General features: G+C 53.2%; 17 protein-coding genes and 1 pseudogene. 3 read left to right on the top strand and 15 right to left on the bottom strand.

Annotation, left to right across the window (positions count from 1 at the left end; all coding sequences use genetic code 11):
- Positions 1-22: 22 nt before the first annotated feature.
- Positions 23-196 (bottom strand): annotated as a pseudogene (locus ACFPQ4_RS02050) (small acid-soluble spore protein H); the annotation flags it as partial.
- 75 nt (positions 197-271) lie between these two features.
- Entirely contained in the window at positions 272-1,744 is a 1,473-nt protein-coding gene (locus tag ACFPQ4_RS02045; RefSeq protein WP_378110060.1) for an MFS transporter, read from the bottom strand.
- Positions 1,745-1,924: 180 nt separating this feature from the next.
- Here ACFPQ4_RS02045 and ACFPQ4_RS02040 point away from each other — a divergent pair, with 180 nt between their 5' ends.
- Positions 1,925-2,509, top strand: a complete 585-nt coding sequence (locus ACFPQ4_RS02040; RefSeq protein ID WP_378110059.1) for a TetR/AcrR family transcriptional regulator — start codon at positions 1,925-1,927, stop codon at positions 2,507-2,509.
- Positions 2,510-2,581: 72 nt separating this feature from the next.
- Here ACFPQ4_RS02040 and ACFPQ4_RS02035 read toward each other — a convergent pair whose 3' ends face one another.
- On the bottom strand, positions 2,582-3,589 hold the full coding sequence (locus tag ACFPQ4_RS02035) for a cell wall hydrolase (protein ID WP_378110058.1): 1,008 nt from the start codon (positions 3,587-3,589) through the stop codon (positions 2,582-2,584).
- A 155-nt stretch (positions 3,590-3,744) separates the two neighbouring features.
- The gene (locus ACFPQ4_RS02030) at positions 3,745-4,161 is read right to left on the bottom strand and encodes a VOC family protein (RefSeq protein WP_378110056.1); all 417 of its coding nucleotides are present in this window, start codon (positions 4,159-4,161) and stop codon (positions 3,745-3,747) included.
- Positions 4,162-4,648: 487 nt separating this feature from the next.
- Between ACFPQ4_RS02030 and ACFPQ4_RS02025 the strand changes: the two genes are divergently transcribed.
- Positions 4,649-5,773: a glycosyltransferase gene (locus tag ACFPQ4_RS02025; RefSeq protein ID WP_378110055.1), complete on the top strand. Its 1,125-nt coding sequence runs from the start codon at positions 4,649-4,651 to the stop codon at positions 5,771-5,773.
- A gap of 127 nt (positions 5,774-5,900) precedes the next feature.
- Here the strand turns inward: ACFPQ4_RS02025 and ACFPQ4_RS02020 are convergent, their stop codons facing one another.
- The 7 genes from ACFPQ4_RS02020 to ACFPQ4_RS01990 all read right to left on the bottom strand — a co-directional run bounded on the left by ACFPQ4_RS02020 (position 5,901) and on the right by ACFPQ4_RS01990 (position 15,231).
- Positions 5,901-6,830 carry a DMT family transporter gene (locus ACFPQ4_RS02020; RefSeq protein WP_378110054.1) on the bottom strand — a complete coding sequence of 310 codons (930 nt, stop codon included), beginning with the start codon at positions 6,828-6,830 and terminating at the stop codon, positions 5,901-5,903.
- 102 nt (positions 6,831-6,932) lie between these two features.
- Complete coding sequence (locus ACFPQ4_RS02015) at positions 6,933-9,926, bottom strand: DEAD/DEAH box helicase (protein WP_378110053.1); 2,994 nt, start codon at positions 9,924-9,926, stop codon at positions 6,933-6,935.
- Positions 9,923-11,524, bottom strand: a complete 1,602-nt coding sequence (locus tag ACFPQ4_RS02010; RefSeq protein WP_378110052.1) for an SWIM zinc finger family protein — start codon at positions 11,522-11,524, stop codon at positions 9,923-9,925. Before ACFPQ4_RS02010 ends, ACFPQ4_RS02015 begins: the two co-directional genes overlap by 4 nt.
- Positions 11,525-11,675: 151 nt before the next feature.
- On the bottom strand, positions 11,676-12,146 hold the full coding sequence (gene lspA / locus ACFPQ4_RS02005) for a signal peptidase II (RefSeq protein WP_378110051.1): 471 nt from the start codon (positions 12,144-12,146) through the stop codon (positions 11,676-11,678).
- A 12-nt stretch (positions 12,147-12,158) separates the two neighbouring features.
- Entirely contained in the window at positions 12,159-12,437 is a 279-nt protein-coding gene (locus ACFPQ4_RS02000; protein ID WP_378110070.1) for a PAS domain-containing protein, read from the bottom strand.
- A gap of 138 nt (positions 12,438-12,575) precedes the next feature.
- Positions 12,576-14,369 carry an adenine deaminase gene (gene ade / locus ACFPQ4_RS01995; RefSeq protein WP_378110050.1) on the bottom strand — a complete coding sequence of 598 codons (1,794 nt, stop codon included), beginning with the start codon at positions 14,367-14,369 and terminating at the stop codon, positions 12,576-12,578.
- Positions 14,370-14,391: 22 nt separating this feature from the next.
- The gene (locus ACFPQ4_RS01990; RefSeq protein ID WP_378110049.1) at positions 14,392-15,231 is read right to left on the bottom strand and encodes a phosphotransferase; all 840 of its coding nucleotides are present in this window, start codon (positions 15,229-15,231) and stop codon (positions 14,392-14,394) included.
- Positions 15,232-15,388: 157 nt separating this feature from the next.
- On the opposite strand from ACFPQ4_RS01990, the gene ACFPQ4_RS01985 reads away from it, so the two are divergent.
- The gene (locus ACFPQ4_RS01985; RefSeq protein ID WP_378110048.1) at positions 15,389-16,447 is read left to right on the top strand and encodes an alpha/beta hydrolase; all 1,059 of its coding nucleotides are present in this window, start codon (positions 15,389-15,391) and stop codon (positions 16,445-16,447) included.
- A gap of 112 nt (positions 16,448-16,559) precedes the next feature.
- Here the strand turns inward: ACFPQ4_RS01985 and ACFPQ4_RS01980 are convergent, their stop codons facing one another.
- The 4 genes from ACFPQ4_RS01980 to ACFPQ4_RS01965 all read right to left on the bottom strand — a co-directional run bounded on the left by ACFPQ4_RS01980 (position 16,560) and on the right by ACFPQ4_RS01965 (position 20,985).
- On the bottom strand, positions 16,560-17,108 hold the full coding sequence (locus ACFPQ4_RS01980) for a hypothetical protein (protein WP_378110047.1): 549 nt from the start codon (positions 17,106-17,108) through the stop codon (positions 16,560-16,562).
- 134 nt (positions 17,109-17,242) lie between these two features.
- Entirely contained in the window at positions 17,243-17,347 is a 105-nt protein-coding gene (gene yjcZ, locus ACFPQ4_RS01975; protein WP_169280063.1) for a sporulation protein YjcZ, read from the bottom strand.
- Between the two features lie 105 nt (positions 17,348-17,452).
- Complete coding sequence (locus ACFPQ4_RS01970; protein ID WP_378110046.1) at positions 17,453-19,396, bottom strand: TOMM precursor leader peptide-binding protein; 1,944 nt, start codon at positions 19,394-19,396, stop codon at positions 17,453-17,455.
- Complete coding sequence (locus ACFPQ4_RS01965; protein WP_378110045.1) at positions 19,393-20,985, bottom strand: bacteriocin maturation protein; 1,593 nt, start codon at positions 20,983-20,985, stop codon at positions 19,393-19,395. The genes ACFPQ4_RS01970 and ACFPQ4_RS01965 overlap by 4 nt, the downstream gene beginning before the upstream one ends.
- Positions 20,986-21,435: the final 450 nt, after the last annotated feature.

The following is a 21,435-nucleotide window of genomic DNA, read 5'->3' as shown; positions in this document are numbered from 1 at the left end:
CCATAGCCATCGAAGACGAAGGCTCGGTAAGACTCCGCACCGGCACCTCTTGTTCTTGGTCCGGCTGATCGAGGGGGTAAATTCTTGCCGTCTCGTTTTCTTGGTCCACGCGCTGGATATAGACCGGGACTCCGTTATACTCCACGTTCTCCATATTCGGGGATGCGGCGATCTCCTGTGCCCGTAGAATGTTCATTAGTTATGCCTCCTTTGCTTCTTATCATTACAGTGTGAGCGCGGGAGGATAGATGTATTCATCGGACACTCGCGATCATCTCGCCATCGCCTTCGCCTTCTCCGCAGGCTTCGCGTCCGGTGCGCGCTTGCTGCTAATCGCCGCGAGAAGCACGAAAGTCAGCATCGCGAGCGCAATCAAAATAACTAGCGACCATTGCAAGGTGTGAACATGCGCCGCAGCAAGAGAGCTCTGCCCGCTATGCTCGACCATGGACTGATATAAGGTGCCGATAATGGCGATGCCAACCGCCGACGAGATTTGCATGAACGTGCTGAACGCCCCCGAAGCCGCTCCAGCGTTCTGAGGCTGAACGTCGGCAAGCACCGTATGAATGAGCGGCGAAGTGATGGCCCCCTGACCGAAGCCTGCTAGGAGTACCGGCAGGAACATCTCGGCCAGTCCAAGACCGGAAGTGTAGCCGAGGATCAGGATAAGCGCAGCATAGCCGATAACCATGAGCAGCGCTCCGGCTTGGAGCACGCGGTTTCCCCACCGCCGTTTCCATCTCGGGGCAAGCAGGGAAGCCGAGAAGAAGCCGATTGCCATCGGAACGAAAGCGTAGGCGGATTCCATCGGCGTTGCTCCGCGCCCGCTCTGCATGAATACGGAGAAGATGAGATACAGAGCCGAGTTTCCGCTGAAGAATATCGATACGATTATTATGCCGAGGCGGAATGAACGTTCCCGGAACAACGTCATCGGCAGTAGCGGCGACGTGCCCCTGCCAGGCAATCTGCTCTCGTATCGAACGAAACCCGCGAGGATGGCGAGCGATGCCGCAAGACTGATGAATACCCACCAAGGCCAGCCTTGCTCCCTTCCGACGACGATCGGGTAGATGAATAAGACCAGTCCCGCCGTCAGTATACCGATGCCAGTCGTATCCATCTTCTTACGCTCCGCGGTGCGCGATTCGCGAACTAGCCATAGCGCGCACGCGAAAGCCGCGATACCGACCGGAATGTTCACGAGGAATACTAACCGCCAGCCCATTCCCCACCAATCGGCTTGCAGCAGTAGGCCTCCTACGAGCTGCCCCGTAACGGCCCCCAATCCCAACACCGCCCCATATATCCCGAGCGCCTTCCCTTTTTCTCCCGCGGGAAAAGTCACGTGAATCAACGAAAGCACCTGAGGCGTCATTGCCGCCGCGGAGATCCCTTGAAACACCCGCGCTATGATAAGCATATCCGCCGAACCGGCGAAGCCGCACCAAGCGGAGGCGGCGACAAAACCCGCTACGCCGGTCAGAAACATCTTTTTGCGGCCGTACAGGTCGCCCATTCTGCCCCCCGTTATGAGCAAGACGGCATATCCCAATATATACGCGGCGACAATTAGTTGCAGCTTGGCGAAATCGGCATGCAAATTGTTCTCGATCGACGGTAAAGCGACGTTCACGATGAACGTATCGAGCACGACCATGAACACGGCCACGATAATGACGGAGAGCGACAGCCACCTTCTTGGATCGACCGACTGCGTAGGCGGATTAGCGTTCTTCATTTCTTGCACCTCTTTCCGGGAACTTGGCTATTGCGGTTGACAGGACCCGCCAGCCTTATTTAGAATATAAGAGACAGATCTGTCTCCTTTCATGCCCTTATAATACAGACAGTTCTGTCTCATGTCAATCTTTTCCCATTCATAAATTGGTAAAAATATAAGCTGAGGCGGGTGCTCAACATGGAGGGCAAGAAGGAGTCTGCAAGTGAGAGGATACTGCGGGTAGCGGACGATTTGTTTTACCGCGAGGGGATTCGGGCAGTCGGCATCGATCGGATCATTGCGGAGTCGGGTGTTGCCAAAGCCAGCTTTTATCGAAATTTCGCGACCAAGGACGATCTGATCGTTGCCTATCTAGAGCACCGTCTCGGCCGGATCGTCAACTTCTTCGCCAGAGCGCGGAGCGAGCCCTTCGATTCCGAACCGGAGCGCTTGCGTTCCCTTATGGATAAGCTAGCCGAGAATATGAAGCAGTACGGTTACCGGGGATGCCCGTTCATGAACACTGCGGTCGAATTTCCGGATATCGAACATCCCGGCCATGCGAAAGCTCTCGAATGTCGGAGCGCGTTATGGGAAGAGCTCGAGCAGGTGGTGCAGCAAGCCGGCATTGCCGAGTCCCATCAGTTAGTCGAGCAGATCCGCATGCTGTGGAGCGGCGCGGTCATGGTTGCTTATATCAACAAAGCGGAATTCAGACCGGAATTATTCTCCTCGGCGGCCAAGACGCTCATCGATAGCCAACTTGCAGCAAATGAAACATAGGAACGCATACAACAAAAGAGCAGGGTCGTCACCGTATAACGGGTGACTTCCCTGCCCTTTGACTATTCGCTCTTACTTCGCGTATCGGTGGGACCCAATCGTATCGATTACCGTCAGGCTAGCCCAGAACTCGCCTTTGGATACTTTGGGATTGTAGAAATAGACGGCATCCTCGACGTTGCTTTTGCCGTTCAGCGCGTCTTTCGCGGCACGCAGCGCGTCGGCTTGCGGTACGCTTCGGTCGAGCAGCCCGTTATGCGCCGGCGGGAATTGCTTGCCGGAGTAGATGACGTCTTTGATCGTATCCGGGAACTGCGGATTCTTCACCCGGTTCAAAATGACGTTCGCCACCGCTAACTGGCTTTCATAAGACTCGTCTCCGGCTTCGACTTGCGTAATCTTCGCGAGCAGCAGCCTGTCTTTGTCCGTGAACGGCTTCGCCGCATGGTCCATAAGGGACGGAATGACGACGCGAAGCTTCTTCCCCGTCACGATGGCGTCTTCGGAATCCAGCTCGTTACGCTTCAGCAGCTCTTTGGGACTGCTTCCGACTTGTTTGCTGATCTCGGCCAAACCCAGCTCTTCGGTCACGACGGCCAGCGGAACGGACTCCAATACGGCCGTTCGCTCTTCGTCGTTCCAGCTAACTTTGGCATGCAGCAATTCGGCGGCATCGCGCAAAGGAACGTACATGCGTCCGTCGGTCTCGAATGGAAACGCATCCATAATATAGCGCGCGTCGTTGAAATAAACGACCGGCACGCCATTGCCGAGCACGATGCGATCCCCGTACTTCGTATCGATCGTCGCTTCTTCGTTTTTCGCATCCCAGTCTACCTTAGCCCCGAACATCTTGGCCAGCTGCGCGACCGGAAGGTACAACCTGTCCGCCTTCTCCCTTATAGGATCGGCGAGCTTTATCGTTTGTCCATCTAATTCGATCTTCACGTTCTCCGCTTCCGTTACTTTCTCCTGAGCGGCAACCGCGGTCAGCGGTATCGTAGCCGATAAGAGCAACGCCCCGATCGCAACGAGCATGGGCTTGCCTATCCGCTTCTTCATCTTCTGTACCAGACTCATATCGGACTCCTTCGACAAACTTTGCTTTGTTCAAGAGTAAAGGAATCGACCGAGCCTGTAAAGGTTAATGAGATTAATTTCATAATTGCTGGAATGTCCGCCCAATGAAAAAAGCCGCCGAAAAAACCCCGGCGGCCCCTCGTTATGCGTCCCGATTAGCCTTGCGGAACCGCGCTTTCGTCCATATAGAACACTTCCCAAATATGGCCGTCAACGTCTTGGAAACTCCTGCTGTACATGAATCCGTGGTCCTGCGGATCGCTCGCCGGGCTTCCGCCGGAAGCTAGAGCTATCTTCATGAGCTCGTCCACTTGCGAACGGCTATCGACGGACAGCGCCACGAGCACTTCCGTGCTACTCTTCGCGTCCGCGATTTCCTTCGTAATGAACGTGCGGAATAGCGGTTCCGTAATCAACATCGCGAACGTACTCTCGTTGATGATCAGACAAGCCGCGTTGTCGTTCGTGAATTGCGTATTGAATGCGAAGCCGAGCGCGGTGAAGAAGTCCATCGTTGCCTTCAAGTCTTTGACCGGTAAGTTAATAAAGGTTTTGCCTGCTTGGAACGTCATCGTCCGACACCTCTTCGATTGGTTTGAGTAGGTACCTATTACCCGAATCTATTAGCATTCTCACATCCGCTAGATTTCAATCCGGTCGCGGAAATAAAACAGAGCATCGGAACCCACCCCGGTGCTCTGCGTCATTTTCAAACCCGATTAGCGCTAACCCTAATATCGATTTGATTATTGTTGATGGTCAAAGCCCCGTCATAATAACCCCGGCCGCAAGAGGTGGAATTGCATCTGCATGCGTAATCGCCCGAGCATCCACATACGAAGAGCTTAGTCTTCGTAAACCCCGGATACACGTTGGACAACTTCTGATAGAAGGTGTGGGCATGGTGCGTGAAGATCCCCAAAATTAATAATAATGCAGCCGGTATAGATAACGTTTTCAATCCGTGGCAAAGCTAAAAAGTCGATCTTAACAACGCCCACTCTTTTTGACCCGCTCGACATATCTTAATTCATCACCTAAACGGAAGGCGGAGCGATCATGACCAGTTACCGCGTAACTTGGAGGGGGCCGTTAGGCCGATTATCCGGTATCGGGATCGCCAGCAGAGCCTATGTCCGGTCCTTACGGCGGTTGGGCGTCGATGTGCGGACAACCGGCCGGAATAATAAACCGGGCACCCGGCAGACCGGGAATAAGCGGAATATCCTGATCTACCATTACCCTCCCCATACTCTTGATTTCAAAAAGGCACGGAAGCAATACCACCCCATATTGCTCAATACCGTATGGGAGACGACCCGAATCCCTAGACGATGGCTTTCCTCTATTAACCGATTCGATGCCGTCTGCGTGCCCTCGACCCACAACCTGAAAGCCATGAAGAACAGCGGCGTCAAAGTGCCCGTTTACATCGTTCCTCACGGCGTTGGCAGCGGATCGAATTCTCGGATTAAGCGCGGTCGATCCGTAGCGTCGCCGCAACGCCCGTTCGTCTTCCTCTCCGTATTCGGGTTCCAACACCGCAAAAATCCCGAAACGCTCTTAAGAGCATTCTGGGAAGAGTTCTCCCCCAAGGACAACGCGACTCTGGTTATTAAAACGAATGGCTACGCGCCGGGAGAGAATGAGAATTGGATTAAACAGCGAATTTTACGGTACAAGAGCAGTCTCCCCATACGGAAAAAGACCGCTAAGCTCGCCGTGATCGCCAGGCGCATGAATAGCGGACAGATGAAGCAGTTATATAACCGAGGGGACGTTTACGTGCTCCCCACCCGAGGGGAAGGCGTGGGCTTGCCTTTTCTTGAGGCCATGTCAAGCGGTTTACCTGTCATTGCTACCGCTTGGGGCGGGCAAATGGATTTCCTGAATAGCCGCAATTCTTTCCTGATCCCCTACAAATTGAAGAACCCTGCCGCCAGCATGAACAGCCGTCATTCCATATCGCGTAGCTTCCGCAGCCTGTTCGCGGAGCCGGGGCAACAATGGGCGGAAGTAGACGTGCGCAGCTTGCGAAGAATAATGAGAGCAGCTTACGAAAACCCCTCGCTATGCAGGAAAAAGGGGCTGCAAGGCAAACGCGATTCGCTTAAATGGACCTGGGGAAGAGCCGGTAGAGCGATGAAGCAGGCGATAGAACGTACAATTCAAACCCGCGGATAGCTGTTGATTGAATAAGCCAAAGAAAGACCGGGACTGTCACCTGATGGCGGCAGTTCCCGGCCCTGTATGGCTTGCGTTGCAACGGCGGCTATTCCGCCCTGTCAAGCTGGCCCTCCCTTGTTTCCGACTAACGTCCCTCAGTAGATGCAAGTTGCCTCCGCAAAAGACCGATTCGCGGAAGCTGGGGCACAATCATTCCCACGAGCATCAACGAGCAACCGATGATCCCTCGGCTCCCCAGCGACTCATCCAGAATAAAGTAGCCGCCGATGACCGCGAACACCGTTTCCATGCTCATAATAATGGCCGCTTGCGTAGGTTGCGCGTTTTTCTGTCCGACTACCTGCAGCGTATAAGCGATACCCACGGAGCAAATCCCGCCATACAGAATCGGAATAAGCGCCTGCGACAAGCCCGTCCATTCGATCTTTTCCGCTGCTACGGCTACGACGAAGCTAAGCATCGAACAGGTCAACACTTGGAAAAAGGATAGCTTGATCACGTCCGTTGTACGAGACAGCCTGTCGATGAGGAGAATATGCGCCGACCAGAAGAAAGCTCCGACGAGCTCGTAGATGTCGCCTTCTCCTAGCGTGAAATCGTTCTTGATGCACAGCAGATATAAGCCGATAACCGCCACGATCGCACCCAAACCGCTGTTTAAGTTAAGACGCTGCTTCAGGAACAAGCCTAGGAACGGCACGATGACTATGTATAACCCCGTCACGAAAGCAGCTTTCCCCGCCGTGGTATGGACGAGCCCGATCTGTTGCAACGACGCTCCGCAGAACAGGATAAGGCCTGCCAACAACCCGGAAGCCGACGCGCGGCTCCAAGAGGATTTGGCCTCTTGCGAACCCCATCGCAGCCCGGATCTTCTATCGAGTACGAGAATGAGGGGCACCAACGATAACGCCCCTAATGCAAATCTAACCGCATTAAAGGTAAAAGGCCCCGTATGCTCCATCCCCTGACGCTGCGCTACGAAAGCGAACCCCCAGATGCAAGCGGTAATCAAGAGCAGGAAGCTGGATTGTAACCGTTGTTGTTTACGCATAAGATGATAACCTCTCTCCGCCAATCTGATTGCAACATCGCTTAGGCAATGATGCCGGCATTCTCCGTATAGGATAAACATTCATATGCTCCCACCGCAGTCTTACCCGATCAGCAAATCTCGCCGCAGCGTAAATAAATCTTGCAGCGCTTCCGTGGACAGCTCGGTAATCCAGCCCTCCGAAGAGCTGGCCACGACGTTGTCGCTCAACTGCTGTTTGCTCTCTAACATCTCGTCAATCTTCTCCTCGAGCGTGCCGAGCGATATGAACTTGTGCACCTGCACGTCGCGCGTCTGTCCCATCCGGTACGCGCGGTCCGTTGCTTGATTCTCCACGGCGGGATTCCACCAGCGATCGAAGTGGAACACATGGCTGGCCGCCGTCAAGTTTAGTCCGACGCCCCCGGCTTTCAGAGACAGGACGAACACGCCCGGCGGAGCCTCTGCGCCCGCGTCGCCGGGTGCCTGGAATCGCTCGATCATGCGATCCCTTGCCGTCTTGGACGAGCTTCCGCTCAGGTATAAAATCTCTTCCCCCAGCTCGCGCCCCAACACGGTCTGGAGCATGCGGCCCATGCCGACGTATTGCGTGAAAATCAAGCAACGGTCGCCCTCCTCGCGAAGCTCCTTCACCATGGCGACCAGTCTCTCGAGCTTGGACGAGCGAGCGACGATCGCCTCCCATGCCTCGGATGACGCGTCGTCCAGAGGTAGGTCCTCCTTCGTCGCCAAAAGCGGATGATCGCAAATTTGCTTCAGCTGCGTAAGCGCGGCTAGGATGGCACCTTTTCTCTCGATGCCTTCGAGCGCGTTCATCCGTTCCATCAACCGATTGACGGCCTGATCGTAGAGCACCCCTTGCTCGGCGGTAAGATGAACGTACGTCTTCATTTCGTTCTTTTCCGGAAGATCGAGCTGTATGGAAGGGTCTTTCTTCTTGCGCCGGAGCAAGAACGGCTGCACGAGCTTGCGCAGGTCGGCCGTGCGCGCCTCGTCGCGCGCCTTCTCGACGGCTTGTCCGAAACGCTGCTGGAATCCGCGCTGCGTGCCCAAGTAACCCGGCGTAATGAAATCGTAGATCGACCAGAGCTCGGACAGCCTATTCTCGATCGGCGTGCCGGTCAGCGCGATCCGATGCAGCGCCCTTAGGCTTCGCACCGCGACGGACTGCTTCGTATGCGCGTTCTTAATATTTTGCGCTTCGTCCAGACAGAGCGAGGACCACACCGTCTCCGCGAGCGTCTCCTGGTCGAGCGACGCGATCGCATAAGAAGTAAGCACGACGTCAACTTGTCCCGCCTCCTTCAGGAAACCTTCTCCTTGCGCGCGCCGGCCGCCATAGTGGAGCATCACCCGCAACGATGGGGCGAACCTGCGCAGCTCCTTCTGCCAGTTGCCCAACACCGACGTCGGGCAAACCAGCAAGGCCGGACCGGTCCCCGGCTGATCTTCCCCGTCCGATGCTTCCTTGACGCGCAGCAGGTAGGCGATGAATTGGACCGTCTTGCCAAGCCCCATGTCGTCCGCCAAACAAGCCCCCAAGCCGAAGCGCCGAAGGAACGCGAGCCATGAATAGCCTTCGCGCTGATAGCTCCGAAGCTCCGCCTTCAGTGAAGCCGGAACCGGCAACGCCGGCCAATCGTTGTGCCGTCCAATCTGGTTGACAAGAGACAGCAAGTGTCCCCCAAGTTCAACCTCGAGCCGAACCGCCTCTTCCGCCGCATGGCGATCCGCCTCGGACGCCCCGTCTTGTCCGTCGGCACGTTCCGCGTTATCCGCTTCGCCGAGCAGATGCAGCTGCAGCACGTCTTGGAACGACAGGCCGCTCTTGCGGTCAACCAGCGCCATCGTCCGCCGGATTTGCTCCAGCAAAGCGGGATCGAGCGCCAGCCATTGTCCGCGGAAGCGGACGAGCCGCTCCCCTCTCGCCACGAGAGACGCGAATTCCTCCTCGGACAGCTCGGCGTCGCCGATCGCGATGCGCCAATCGAACGAGAGCAGCGTATCGAGGCCGAACAGCGATTGACCCGCGTTCGTGCCGCCCTCCAGCTTGGCTCGAACGCGCGGCTTCTTCTTGCGTGCTGCTTCCCACCACGCGGGCAGCCATACGTTCCATCCCGCGTCCAGCAGCCGTCGGCTGTCTTCCGCGAGGAATCTCCAAGCGTCGGCATCGCCGAGCGGGGCCGCCAACGCGTCCATGCCTGCCGCGAACGGATATCGCGGCAGCAGCGCTCGCAGCCTCGCGAGCCAGCCCGGCGCTCTCGCGGCGATCTCTTCCGTCCACTCGGCCGGCCAACGTCCCTCTGCCCGGCCTTCGCCGGACAACACGACTTCCACGATGCGCGCAACATCCTGCTTGTCCTGCAGCACGAAATCCAACCGCCAGCCCACGACGGCCGCATCCCCCGCATCCATTGGATCGACCGGCTCGGACAACCGCAGCGCCGGCCGGAACGGAGCGCTGTCGGCTTTCCAGCCGACCGCTATCAACCATTCGTTGGCGGTCATGCCCGCCAAGCCGTCACCGCGCGCGAACAACGCCGGGTATTCCCGCCGCAAGTCCGAAGCCGTCTCCTTGGAGCCGTACCAACGGTCGAACACGGCTGCCGAGAACGCCGCGGCGATGCCGATCCGGCTCTGCTCGGGCAATTCCGCGAGCTCCGAGAGCGCTCCCTTCAGTTGTTCCGCTTGATCTTCCTCCCAGCCTCCGGCATTCCATGCCCAGGCCAGTTTCCCGCCTCTGAACGCCTCGAAGCTCGGCTCATAACGCCGGTTTTCTATAGCCTCATACAAGAGCGGCGACCGCTGCACTAACCATTCGCCGTCCGCATCCCATGCCCATTCGATATGCCGCAGCCGTTCCGTCGCCGCGAAATAGCCGATGACCTGCTCGGCTGGCAATACGACGTACGATTCCCCGTCCACAGTCACGACTTCGAGCTGCGTCCCATAGAACGAAGCTTCGTGCCGGGCAAACAACCGGTGTTTGACGGTTAACCCGGATAGATCGTAATGGGCGATGGAGCCCGTCAGATAGGCATCGCCATTCGGTTGAAGTTCGACTCTGACTTGAATGGCACTCCCATAAACGCTCACGACAGCAACTTTCCTTTCCGCAGTTCTTCTTGCAACGCGCGCAGTCGGCTATGACGTTCGGAGAACGCATCGAAGAAGCTCTCCCAGCGTTCGCTTCGTTTCAGCTTCTTATAGAGCTTCGCAAGCCGCTTCAATAGCTTGGTCGCCGCCTTGTAACCGTCCCGGTTCCGAAGCGACACGTATCGCTCGACCGCCTGATGGTAGAAGGGCAACAGCATCTCCGGGGCTTCCTTCTCCGCGGGCTGAAGAGCGGTAGCCCGCAGCTCGAGCGGATCGGTGCCGATGCTCAAATGATAATCCAGCCATACTTCCCAGAAGCCGTAATGTTGCAGCCGCTCCTCGTAGAAGTGGCCGGAGGCCGGAAGCATGGCGATCAACGCGCTCCACATCCCGCTCTCCGCTTCAGGATTTTCACGGACTAACTCGTCCCATAACCCGAAGTAAGGCTCGATCGTCCTGCGATCGGACTCGAACAGCTCTTCCGTGCCCGTCAGCCAAGCAAGAAGCCGAGGCCACTCCTCGCCACGCTTCAGCTCATCCATGAACGCTAGCGCGGATTCGCTCCGACCGTCGCGGAATCGACCCGTCGCGTTTAATTCCTTCATCGCTTCTTCGTCGCGTCCGGCATAAAATTGCATTCTCGCCCGGGCCAACGCGCCGTACAGAGAATCGTACGCGCCGTTCAACGCTTCCCGCTCGGCCGCCAATCGATCTAGCTCGGCCTCGTAGGCAAAAACCTCCGGTTCCCGCGCCGGGTAAAGCCATTGCTGCCACATGCTCCCATAGACGGACGCGAACGTAGGGGAAGCCTGCGAATGTCTTAGCATCCCTGTCCTTACGAACGACAGCGTCTCCAAGAGTCGCGCCTCCCTAACGGGGTCGCGTTCTGCCGGTAATGGCGCGCCAAGCACGCCCTCTAGCTCATGCACGAGATCGGTAACGGCCAATTGCGAATAATAGCCGAGGAAGTAAGAAGAGGTGTTACCGAGCGGCGCAAACAGATTCTCCAGCAAATACAATCGCGCATTAAGTTGGAAAATCGGTTGCTCTCCCGCAGATAGCGACGGTTGATTGTCGCGGATCGTCTTCAACGCTTGCTTGACGAACATTGGATTACGGGTGATGTCCGCAACCCGCGCCGTACAGCTCCGGAACCATTCCCGCCAAGTGTCGACGTTCGCTCCCGCGAGACTTGCGGCTTCCAGCTTCGCTTTGCGCAGCTTGTCTATGGAGGAAACTTTGCCGCCCGAGCTAGCGGATTTAACCGGAGCGCTCCGGAGCTCCGCCAGCGTATCCGCATTCGCAAGGGCGTGTACGGATCTGCCATGACGTTCCGCGTAAACCATAAGCACCGCCGCGATATGCTTGCAATACCCGTTCACCGGACAATCGCATCGGCTCACCTCGAAGAAATCTAAATCTACGTGTACCCGATAAACCTCGCCGCCCTCGACGACTGCTTGCAGCGAGCCGTTGCCGGTATCCATGAGCCCGGCTACCCTTTTCTGCCGATAATATTGGAACCCGCGCTTTAACGTTATGTCTTCAAAATGCTCCGCGACGTCGTTGACTAGCCGCTGCCATGTTTGATCGTCCATGCTCCCCGATCCTTCTTTCCGTCATTCCATTCCTCTCTATTGTAACATCTCGAGAGAGATGCTCGCGAAACATCCTGCCCGCGGACACCAAAAAACCGGGAGCCGCCAAGTAGCGGCATTCCCGGTCTAGCATCTCGCTAGCTCTAAGATTTCACGTATGCCGCTTGTCCTCTAAGCCTGCAGCGTTCGGCTTGAACAATGGTTTGAATTGGCTGGCGACGATGCACACAAAGGCTAGGAATACCCAGATGTCCGCGAAATTCATCGTTGCCGCATCGGCAAAATACAAAAAGTCCGTCACTTGGTTGTACAGGATTCGATCAAGTGCATTGCCGATCCCTCCGCCGATGAACAACGCGACGCCGACCTGTGTCAACGTTCCCCGGAACCTTCCCCGGCTCTTTAAGTATAGCGCGATCCCTGCCAATGTCAGGATTAGAATGGCCAATAGTCTGCCTTGCCCATGCAGCATATTGCCGGATGAGCCGGTATTTTCAAGGTGAGTAAGCCGGATGAAGCCCCACAGCTCCTTTTTCTCCCCCAAAGCCACATTCGCGCGAATCGCGATTTTCGTCGCTTGATCGATGCACAAAGCCAGTACGATAAAGAGATAGAAATACATAGAGCACCTCCGCTATATTGAGTGCAAATTGTTATTGCAGGCTAAAATGTACGAAGAAAGTCGTTCCTTTGTCCACGGATCGTTGCGATTCGACGTCAATTCGCCTTGGTCGTCCGTATCCACGATATAATGCAGCAGATCCGCGGTTTGGTTGATGACCTCGTTGATCGGAAGTCCGATGGTCGTCAGGAAGCTTTCGTTTACGTTAATGTATCGCTTGTCCTTCATCGACCTCAAAGCAATCAGGAAGGGAGTCGCGTTAAAAATTCGGCGGAACCGTTCCTCCCTCATCATCTCGCGATCCGTCACGTCCCGGATGGAGCAGCTAGAGGTGGGGCGGTGGCTTCGCATCGAATCCGAAGGCGCTTAAGTATTCGCATATGTATTTTTGCAGCTGCTCGTTATCCTCTATGAGAAGAATATTGTTGTTCATGTGATTTCCACGTCGATTAGCTTGAACTGCGTAACATCTACAAGTCCTCGGTTTGAAATCCGAATTTCCGGGATGACAGGCAGCGCAATTAGCGAAAAGGTCATAAACGGCGCGTTGAGCAGACAGCCGATTTGCTTCCATGCTTGCTCGAGCTCTACTACCTCGGTAAAGACTTCAGACAAGGACTTCTCCGACATCAAGCCTGCAATGGTCATCGGCACTTGCGCCAATACTTGACCGTTCTCGACGACAATCATGCCGCCCCCGATTTTGACAAGCTCATTGGCCGCGAAAGCCATGTCTTGCTCATCGATTCCCATTACGAGCAGATTGTGACTGTCATGGGCCACGGTTGACGCTACCGCGCCTGATTTCACTTGAAAACCATGGGCAAAACCAAGCGAAATTTGACCTGTGCCGCGGTGCCGCTCGATGCAAGCCAGACGAATAACATCCTGTGCCGCATCGGGTTGGATGATTCCTTGTTCAACGGCAAGCGTCGCTGTCCCCCTCTCTGTTCTCGCGCTGTTTTCGATTATGTTAATGACGTTGACCTGCGTTGTACTTTGATTGCTTCTACTTGCAAGCTTGAAATCCTCGGCCGTAAGCTCCCGCTTCACATGTATGGATTTGCGGATGTGCTCCGGATAGACAAAACGCGGGAAGTCTACGCTAAGTCGGCCATTCTCATAAACCACTTGTCCATCGGTGATAACGGTCGACGGCTCCATCTTCCGCAAATCGTCGATCAACAGGAGGTCCGCGCATTTTCCGGGCGTAATGCTACCCAAATCTTGCTCTAACTTAAAGTACCGCGCCACATTGAGCGTGACCATCTGGATGGCCGTTACCGGTTGGACTCCCTCTTCTATCGCGCGGCGCACGACATGGTTAAGATGTCCTTGCTCGACTAGCGTCTGCGGATTGACGTCATCGGTCACGAGGGAGATATTGTCGGTGTTCGCCTTATCCTCGGTAACTACCTTGATAACCTCTTTCACGTCATGCCATGCCGAGCCTTCGCGAATCATAAGGTGCATGCCCATGCGGACTTTGTGAAGGCCTTGTTCCCGGGTTACGGTTTCATGATCGGACGTCACTCCCGATGCGATATAAGCTTGTAGCATGCGATCGTCGTCGCTAGGGAAATGGCCGGTCACCGTTTTGCCGGCCTTAATGGTTTCTTCGATCTCTCCGCACATTTTCGGATCGCCGTATACGACGCCCGGGAAGTTCATGACCTCGCCGAGACCGACTACGTTATCCCACGTCAGACCTTCTTTAATATCTTTCACGTCCAAGCTTGCGCCTGCATCCTCCAAATCGTTCGTGGCCGGTACGCAAGAGGGGAACGTCGTAAATACTTTAAGAGGCAGCTGCTGTCCCTCTTCGTGCATGAGCCTAACACCTTCAGCACCGAACACATTGGCAATTTCATGCGGATCCATAAAAATGCCGGTCGTTCCTTTGGCGAGCGCGGCTTTGGCAAATTCGGTAACGGAAAGCATCGTGCTTTCAACATGCATATGACCGTCTAAAAAGCCTGGAGTTATGTATTTACCGGCGGCATTAATAACAATCGTATGCTCCCCGATCGTATGGTCTGCCTTGCCCACATACGCAATTCTACCAGCCGCAATCGCAACATCCATGTTCTCTAGCAATTCACCTGAATACACATTGACCAATGTTCCGTTCTGAATGACTACATCGGCACAAGCTTCTCCCATTGCGACCTTAGCTAGCGTTCTGCTCACTTCGGTGAGTTTGTTTATATTATTCAATGTCATATGTCCTATACTCCTTCGTGCATTACCTGCCTAGTTGATTTCGAATCATAGCTGCAAGATTTGCGACTTGTTCGTCCGCCAACGCCCCCGACGCAATGGAGCGCGCGGCCGCCGGAACGTACCAAGCCCGTATTTCTGCCTCCGTTACTCCCGACAACTTGCAATACTCTTCGACGAATGTATTATAGGCGACTTTTCTGAAGCTTTCAAAAAACGCATTAACGGCAGGCGGAGTTTCCGGGGGCAAAACGGCATATTCGATCATGACGCATACTTCCGCGACGTCCGCGGCCGGATTACCGATCGAAGCATGCATCCAGTCGACCATAACCGGTTTGCCGCCTCTCACGATCAGATTGCCCGGATTCGTATCGCCGTGGCATACTTGACGTTTGACGGGCAACCGATCCATATATGTATGGATGGCCGTTATCTCGTCGCTGGTAAACGCCGCAGGTCGGCCGATAATGGCTTTCAAATGCTCTATTTGCTCGGTAACGAAACCTACGACGTTTCCTTTATGAACATCATTCAGCACTCTCGCGAATTTTAGTAAATCGTTGTCTTCTTCGCTAGCGTTTATCATTTGATAAGAGTATAGGTATTCGAATAGTCGCTCCATGAGCGTTTCCCCGACGATTTTCTCGAAAATAATGCCGTGGCGCCCTTCCCATAGGACTAGCTCGAACGGGCGCGCGGCGGGCAGACCGCTTTCCCATGCCGCAGAGCAGTTCCGATATTCCAGTTGAACGGCTTCAAGCGGCATATTTGAATGAAACAGCTTGACGACTTTGTCGTCGTCTCCCCATTCGTATACTTCGCAACTCGATCCCGTACCTATCCATTTGCCAAGTATCGTCAACTGAAATACCTCATCCCGTTGTTTAATGATTGAAGCAAATAGAGTATTCGCGAAGCGATTAAAATATCCTCCCGAAACATCGCGAAGATGCATAACTTGGAAAATTATGTACACCTTATGCGGGTACAAAATCTCGCGATAAAGGATGAATCGACTTATGCGTTTGAATGGCAAGGTTCTCGCATCTGCTTGCCTTACGTTACTGATCGGTGCAACGTTATTCGGCAACGGCCTGGCGGAGGCCGGTCCCCGCCCGTCTTCTCCAGACACCGCGGGCGAAGTCGTGCTAGAGCCCGAAGCCCAAAAAGTAGCCGACGAAACCGCCAAACCGCCTTATTTGTACGATCTCGGTCCGCAAAAAGCGCGCAAGCAGCTGGACAAAACGCAGGCCAGGCCCGTAAAGATGCTGCCTGCCGATATTCAGAACGCGACGATTAAAGGCGGGCCGACCGGTAAAGTGTCTGTAACGATCGTTCGGCCGAAGCAAGCGAAGGGCAACCTGCCCGTCGTCCTGTATTCCCACGGCGGAGGGTGGGTGACTGGAAACTTCGGCACGCACGAACGGCTGGTCCGCGAGTTGGCGGTCAGATCGAATTCTGTCGTTATCTTCGTGAACTACAGCCTTTCTCCGGAAGCGAAATATCCGACCGCCATCAAAGAAATATACGCAGCATTGCAATGGGTAGCTGGTCACGGCAGCAAGTACGGCATGGATCCGACTAAGATCATCGTCGCTGGCGATAGCGTAGGCGGCAATATGTCCACGGCCGTCGCGATCCTGGCGAAGCAGCTCGGCGGACCGACAATCTCCAAGCAGCTGATGTTCTATCCGGTAACGGACGCTTCCTTCGATACGCCTTCGTACAAACAGTTCGCCGAGGGCTATTATCTTCGCCGCGACGTCATGCAGTGGTTCTGGGACCAATACACGACCGATCCTACGCAAAGAGCGCAGATAACGGCATCCCCGCTTCGCGCGACGACCGAGCAGCTGCAAGGGTTGCCGCCCGCCATGATCATTACAGGCCAGGCGGACGTCCTCCGCGACGAAGGCGAGGCTTACGCCAACAAACTACGGAAAGCCGGTGTTCGCGTTGCGCAAGCGCGCATGCAGGGTACGATCCACGACTTCGTTATGCTCAATTCGCTGGCGGATACTGCGGCGACTCGAAGCGCGATGGCGCTGGCCGTCGCCTTCCTCCGCTGCGAAGTTTAAGCCTAACGCGCTCGGGAGAGCACCGAAAAAGCCGTTGTTTCGTTGCCCATGGCGACAAAACGACGGCTTTTTTGATTTCTCGTTTTGCTGGAAGTGGCACTCATTTGTTGACCTACTTTCCGATAGTCTTCCTAGCCGCAATGTGTGCCATCTTGTGCAGCGCATTATTCTTTTTGTGCTTGCTGATGTACTTCACTCTTACTTCGACCCCGGGATACCTTATTTCCAGATCGTTGTGAGTTATCGCGATTCGGTTTCCTATTTCTTCGTAAATGGGTTTGGAGTGATGGATGGATGATAACAGCTGCGCTATGCGGCTATAGTCCGTATACAATAAAGCTATTTTCGGACGATGGTCCGATAATACGTCTCGTAGTTCTTCCCCAAGAATTTCAAGACTATAGAGGATTGCTAATAACTCGCCATAGACGGAATTCCCTATATACTCAAACGGTACTTTTTTCGCATAAACCTTGATGGTTTTGTTATGGACAAAACAGCAAGCTAAACCGCAAAAGTTATGTTCATCGTGACCGGAAAAATCACAATACAAGCAAATCATGCCCGCGTTAAGAATATTCTGCCTAAGGCTAGGAGAAGCATATGCTCTATTGATCAAGCTTTGATGCTTCTTTTCATAAAGCGTTGTTGCATTCTCCATATGAACTCTTCCTTCCAATAGAATTTCCGTTGGATAGGCTGTCCATTTATATAATGGTTATTCGCAAACAGAACCCAATCGATTTTGCACGCAAAAAAACCACCATGCTCAAGAGCATGGTGGTAATACGATGATTAGTAGCCGGCTCGCAAGATGATAACCAAAAGAATGAAAAGTACCAGTACAAAAGCTGCTGCTTGCATACCGCCATATCCTGCACAAGATCCACCATAACTCATCGCAATCACCACCTGATTTCTTCAAATTGTGATTGGGTATCACCATGTTAAATTATGCTGGGATATTTATATGGCAAGTGCATTCGCACAGTACAGCGAGCTGATTTAAAGAAATGGGTGCGGATGTGGATTTATCTCTTGAGCAGTCAGCAAATTCTTCGTATAACCAAGCTTTAGCGGAACTTTCAACACTCTTTCCAATCCTGTCACGCGGACAAGTTGATGTCCGAAGGACATGGGTAACATCCCCGGGATCAGAACTTTAACGCAATATAATCCGTTTCGTAAAGTTTCGGGCGCTGTCTGGTTTATCACGATAACGTCAAGGTTTATTCGATGGAATTGCCGAAGAATATCCTTCAGCTCATCAGTTAGATCAGCATGCAGCGGTCTTGGAATAAACTCCTCATCAAAGGTTCTAAGCGGACGATTCTGTTCCAGTAGGAAATGCAGTCGGTCCTCCGTTTCAGGGAGGCTGTACAACAAGGAGTGGTCCTCCATCCGCCTCACCAGGTAAGGATCATCCACCATTCGATAGTACTCTTCCCTGTTCTCCTTCATCATTTCGCCGAGAAATATTATATTGCCCGCCACTTCTAGAATCGCGCTTTTCGCAGCACGTATCGGATCCAAGTGGGCTCCTCCCGCACAAATGAGATTCGCTCCCGTTTTCCCCTTGTTTTTCGCTATCGCCCAAATGCTTGGAATGCCATTCTCCATCGTTGTGTTAAACAGACATATTTCATAGCCTGCTATGTCCTGCAAACGGTCTAGCATGAGCCGCAATTCTTTATCGTTGGATGAATAAGGATCAAGTCGAGGGACGGAGAGCCGCGCATACCAGGTCAACAGGAACGAATCGCGCTCGACTACTTCCATAATTCCGTAGAAGATCGCTTCCTCCAAACTCCCCCCCAATGCGCATCCGTTCGAGCCTTCTACAACAAAGCTGTCTCCATGTTCTAAGCTATAATAGGCGAGCTGTTCAGGAACCAGAATCGGACTGTCCTGAATAAACGAATAACCCCAAACCCAATTCATCGGGAGCTCAGGATCAAAGGGTTTATATGGAAAGTCAACCTGCGCATACTGATCTGCCGAATACACTCCTACCTCCATAGGGTTGAGTGCTCGGTCAGACAAGTTGCTGTAAGAGTCATGAACAACAGTTCTTTTACCGCGCGGACAGGTTCCGCAATAACGCTCCAAGCCTTCCAGAATAGCAGCTAGTTCACTTCGTGCATAGGAATGAGCGCGGCCTGCCGAAGTTACATTACCCATCACCGTTGGCAAATTCACATATACATTAGAAAATGGCGATAACAAATCAAACGTTTTTTTATTAAACAAGCCCGTCCGTTCATCCCAATAGTCTCTTACCAATCCTATCCCAAGGTCGCCCAACGGTTTGCATCGATAAGCTTCACTATTGAATTTAAGGCTTGGCTGCAACGAAATCCTCGCGTTATCCGGTAAATCGATGGGCACATTTCCGCAAAGTGGGCACATGGGGTCCGGCAAAAACGCGTGAAGTGAACTCTTCAACGTTTTTAAATCGACTAAATACACCCCTCTTTCCGTTTGAGCAGGTACTCCATGAATCATTTTCTGAGCTTCCGCGGCGATTAAGCAGCTAGTCTGCCAAACTCCAAACCGCGAGGTCGATAAATCACGTGGGATTGCACCGTGCAACAATAGAGACATTTGCAATTCCAGACTATTCTCCCGATCCTGTCCGGCCATAAAGCTCCGTAGCTCAGCGCACTGGGTGCAGCCGGGCTTACCCCGCTCAACCAACGGTCCGATCACGCCTTCGTCATGTAATATAAATCCTCTTAGCCAAGAAATCCCGGCTTTCTGCAGCACTTGTTCGGCTAACTCATAATCGGAGGGACGCCATTCATCGGATAGCACCAAGGCCAATTTCACCGATTCCGGGACACCAAGATTGAAATCAATTTGTTGAATGACTTTATATTGTTCGGATAACAGATCGCTGACAAATTGGGCTAACAGTCCTGTGCCGATAACCGCAATGGCGTCATTCACCCGGATGCTTCCTCCCTTCCAAGCATGACACAAAGCAGCCCTCCCAGATGTTCATTTAGGAAGGGTTCTGCCCTCATTTGATAGACGGATAATCGCATTTGATTACGTTGCAATACCGGTAAGGCGTATTGTATCGACTCCACTTGAACCGTATCTTCAACCGCTTTGATTTCCAGGTTTGCCACAATGGCCTCTTCTAGATCTAGGGTTGGAACCTCAACACCTTGCAGCATAACTAACTCCGTTGGATTTTGTGCCTTATGAATAGCTTGCTGAAGTGCCATTCTAAGCGCCAATGTCCTATTTAAACCTACACAGCCGTGCCACCGATCACCCGTACCGATCCATACGACCTGGAAGCCGAGCAAATCATCGCCTAATCCAATTGTCGGTGCCCCTTGCATCGTGGTCAATACTTGTAAATAATGGCGGCAGCGCAGATCCTCAATATGCGTAATCCGTGTTTCGTGGGCGATGAACTTTCGGTCAACCGCTCGTTTTCTTAATTCGTGAGTTAAACACTTCTGCAAACCGCGATACACGGCTTCCTTGACCGTTTCCCCCGCTCCGACTTCAACTTGTTCCGATAACCCTGTATTCTCATGACTCATTCTTTGTACGTACGCTTCTATTCCGGCTAACCCGGCTTCCTTACGAGCCTCCAAATGCGTCAGACCAGAGCAAATGATAACCGGAAGCAACCCCGCAGGCCCTTCCGACAGCGGGTCAACCGCCTGAACACGGCACTGCGAGAGCGGAAGCTGGTTCAGGTCCCCTTCATCCCAAAGATGTAAAATCCCTGATTGCGGCGAAGTTAACTGACTAATAAACGACAGGAACTCTTGGGGATCGGCATGGATACTACTATCTTCTACGAGCAGCTGATCCCAATTTTGAATTTGTTCGGCTGCGATTCCACTCGTAATCAGCGGATGGGGCAGGAATGAATGATAGCCTCCTTCCAGCGTTTGCAGATCCAGCACAAACAATCTATTGTTCAATTCCGACTCCGACATTCTCGTAATCGTTCTATACATATCAAATACGATGATATTGACCAGCATTAGTCTTGCTGCAAAGCTAATAATAGAAGGCATTGGATCATTACGAATCCCGGACTGATGAATGCGCCTCCGTGCAGACTCCCAACATCCTTCAGAGTTCGGATTAACATACGGTCCAGCAAAGCCCGTTTGCCCAATGCACGTGGCGATGAGTAGGGACTTCATTTCAGCTCTGCAGGCCGAATGTATAGCCTGAATTTCTTCTACCTTCATCTGCTGACTGACATACAAAATCCAATCGAACGGCTGAACCCTTTCTCTCCAAGCACTTAAGGTCCTTTGGTATATAGTCCATTCTTTTAATTCAGCTTTGGGGTCAGACTTCCTAGCTTTTTCGGCTAGAGCTATCAACAAGTGCCTGTCGGTCGGTTCCGAGTCCGTAACAATCACATGGACTTCCGACAATCCGGATTCGAACAATGCCTCAACTAAAGAGACCAACAATGAACCGGCTCCGACTGCTAATACTTTGACGCTAACTGGCGAATCGTATCTTCCGACGATTTCATTGGGTAATTGGGTCATGTTAATCCGAGTTCCTTACAAATAAATAGGCAATAAAAGCATCGCTCCACACCCAAAACAGCCCAATGATCGATAGTATCCATAAGAGAATAAGGAACCCTGCCATAAAATTCTCCCTCCTGATACATTAATATTCGTTTACTTATCCCCTATACTTACCAAATAACATTTCCGGTGGAGTTTAAAGTGAAGTAAGCGGACATGCGTCATCAAGGCCGTCTCGAGCATAAACTCGGGGCGGCCTTGTTTGCGTGTCGGGGGTAAGTCTATCTCATATTGAAGCTTATTATGGTAGCGAATTGGTAGTAAAAGTGGAAGAGAATGTCGGGTAAGATGCGGACAGATAGGCCATTTCGAGGAGGATGGAAGATGAGGACGATTCGGAGCTCCGAAAGGCGCATCGAAAATTACGGTAGACGGCAAAGCGTTCGTCACGGACATCCAGACGAA

This window comes from Cohnella yongneupensis, from assembly GCF_042655785.1.
GTDB classification, from domain to species: Bacteria; Bacillota; Bacilli; order Paenibacillales; family Paenibacillaceae; genus Cohnella; species Cohnella yongneupensis.
This window is presented reverse-complemented; position numbering and strand designations above follow the sequence as displayed.

Coding starts and splice junctions, on each gene's coding strand:
- ACFPQ4_RS02020 (WP_378110054.1), bottom strand. CDS start 6,830: ATGCGTAAACAACAACGGTTACAATCCAGCTTCCTGCTCTTGATTACC.
- ACFPQ4_RS02045 (WP_378110060.1), bottom strand. CDS start 1,744: ATGAAGAACGCTAATCCGCCTACGCAGTCGGTCGATCCAAGAAGGTGG.
- ACFPQ4_RS02035 (WP_378110058.1), bottom strand. CDS start 3,589: ATGAGTCTGGTACAGAAGATGAAGAAGCGGATAGGCAAGCCCATGCTC.
- ade (WP_378110050.1), bottom strand. CDS start 14,369: ATGACATTGAATAATATAAACAAACTCACCGAAGTGAGCAGAACGCTA.
- lspA (WP_378110051.1), bottom strand. CDS start 12,146: ATGTATTTCTATCTCTTTATCGTACTGGCTTTGTGCATCGATCAAGCG.
- ACFPQ4_RS01965 (WP_378110045.1), bottom strand. CDS start 20,985: ATGACCCAATTACCCAATGAAATCGTCGGAAGATACGATTCGCCAGTT.
- ACFPQ4_RS02025 (WP_378110055.1), top strand. CDS start 4,649: ATGACCAGTTACCGCGTAACTTGGAGGGGGCCGTTAGGCCGATTATCC.
- ACFPQ4_RS02000 (WP_378110070.1), bottom strand. CDS start 12,437: ATGAGGGAGGAACGGTTCCGCCGAATTTTTAACGCGACTCCCTTCCTG.
- ACFPQ4_RS02030 (WP_378110056.1), bottom strand. CDS start 4,161: ATGACGTTCCAAGCAGGCAAAACCTTTATTAACTTACCGGTCAAAGAC.
- ACFPQ4_RS02010 (WP_378110052.1), bottom strand. CDS start 11,524: ATGGACGATCAAACATGGCAGCGGCTAGTCAACGACGTCGCGGAGCAT.
- ACFPQ4_RS01980 (WP_378110047.1), bottom strand. CDS start 17,108: ATGGAGAATGCAACAACGCTTTATGAAAAGAAGCATCAAAGCTTGATC.
- ACFPQ4_RS01985 (WP_378110048.1), top strand. CDS start 15,389: ATGCGTTTGAATGGCAAGGTTCTCGCATCTGCTTGCCTTACGTTACTG.
- ACFPQ4_RS02040 (WP_378110059.1), top strand. CDS start 1,925: ATGGAGGGCAAGAAGGAGTCTGCAAGTGAGAGGATACTGCGGGTAGCG.
- yjcZ (WP_169280063.1), bottom strand. CDS start 17,347: ATGAGTTATGGTGGATCTTGTGCAGGATATGGCGGTATGCAAGCAGCA.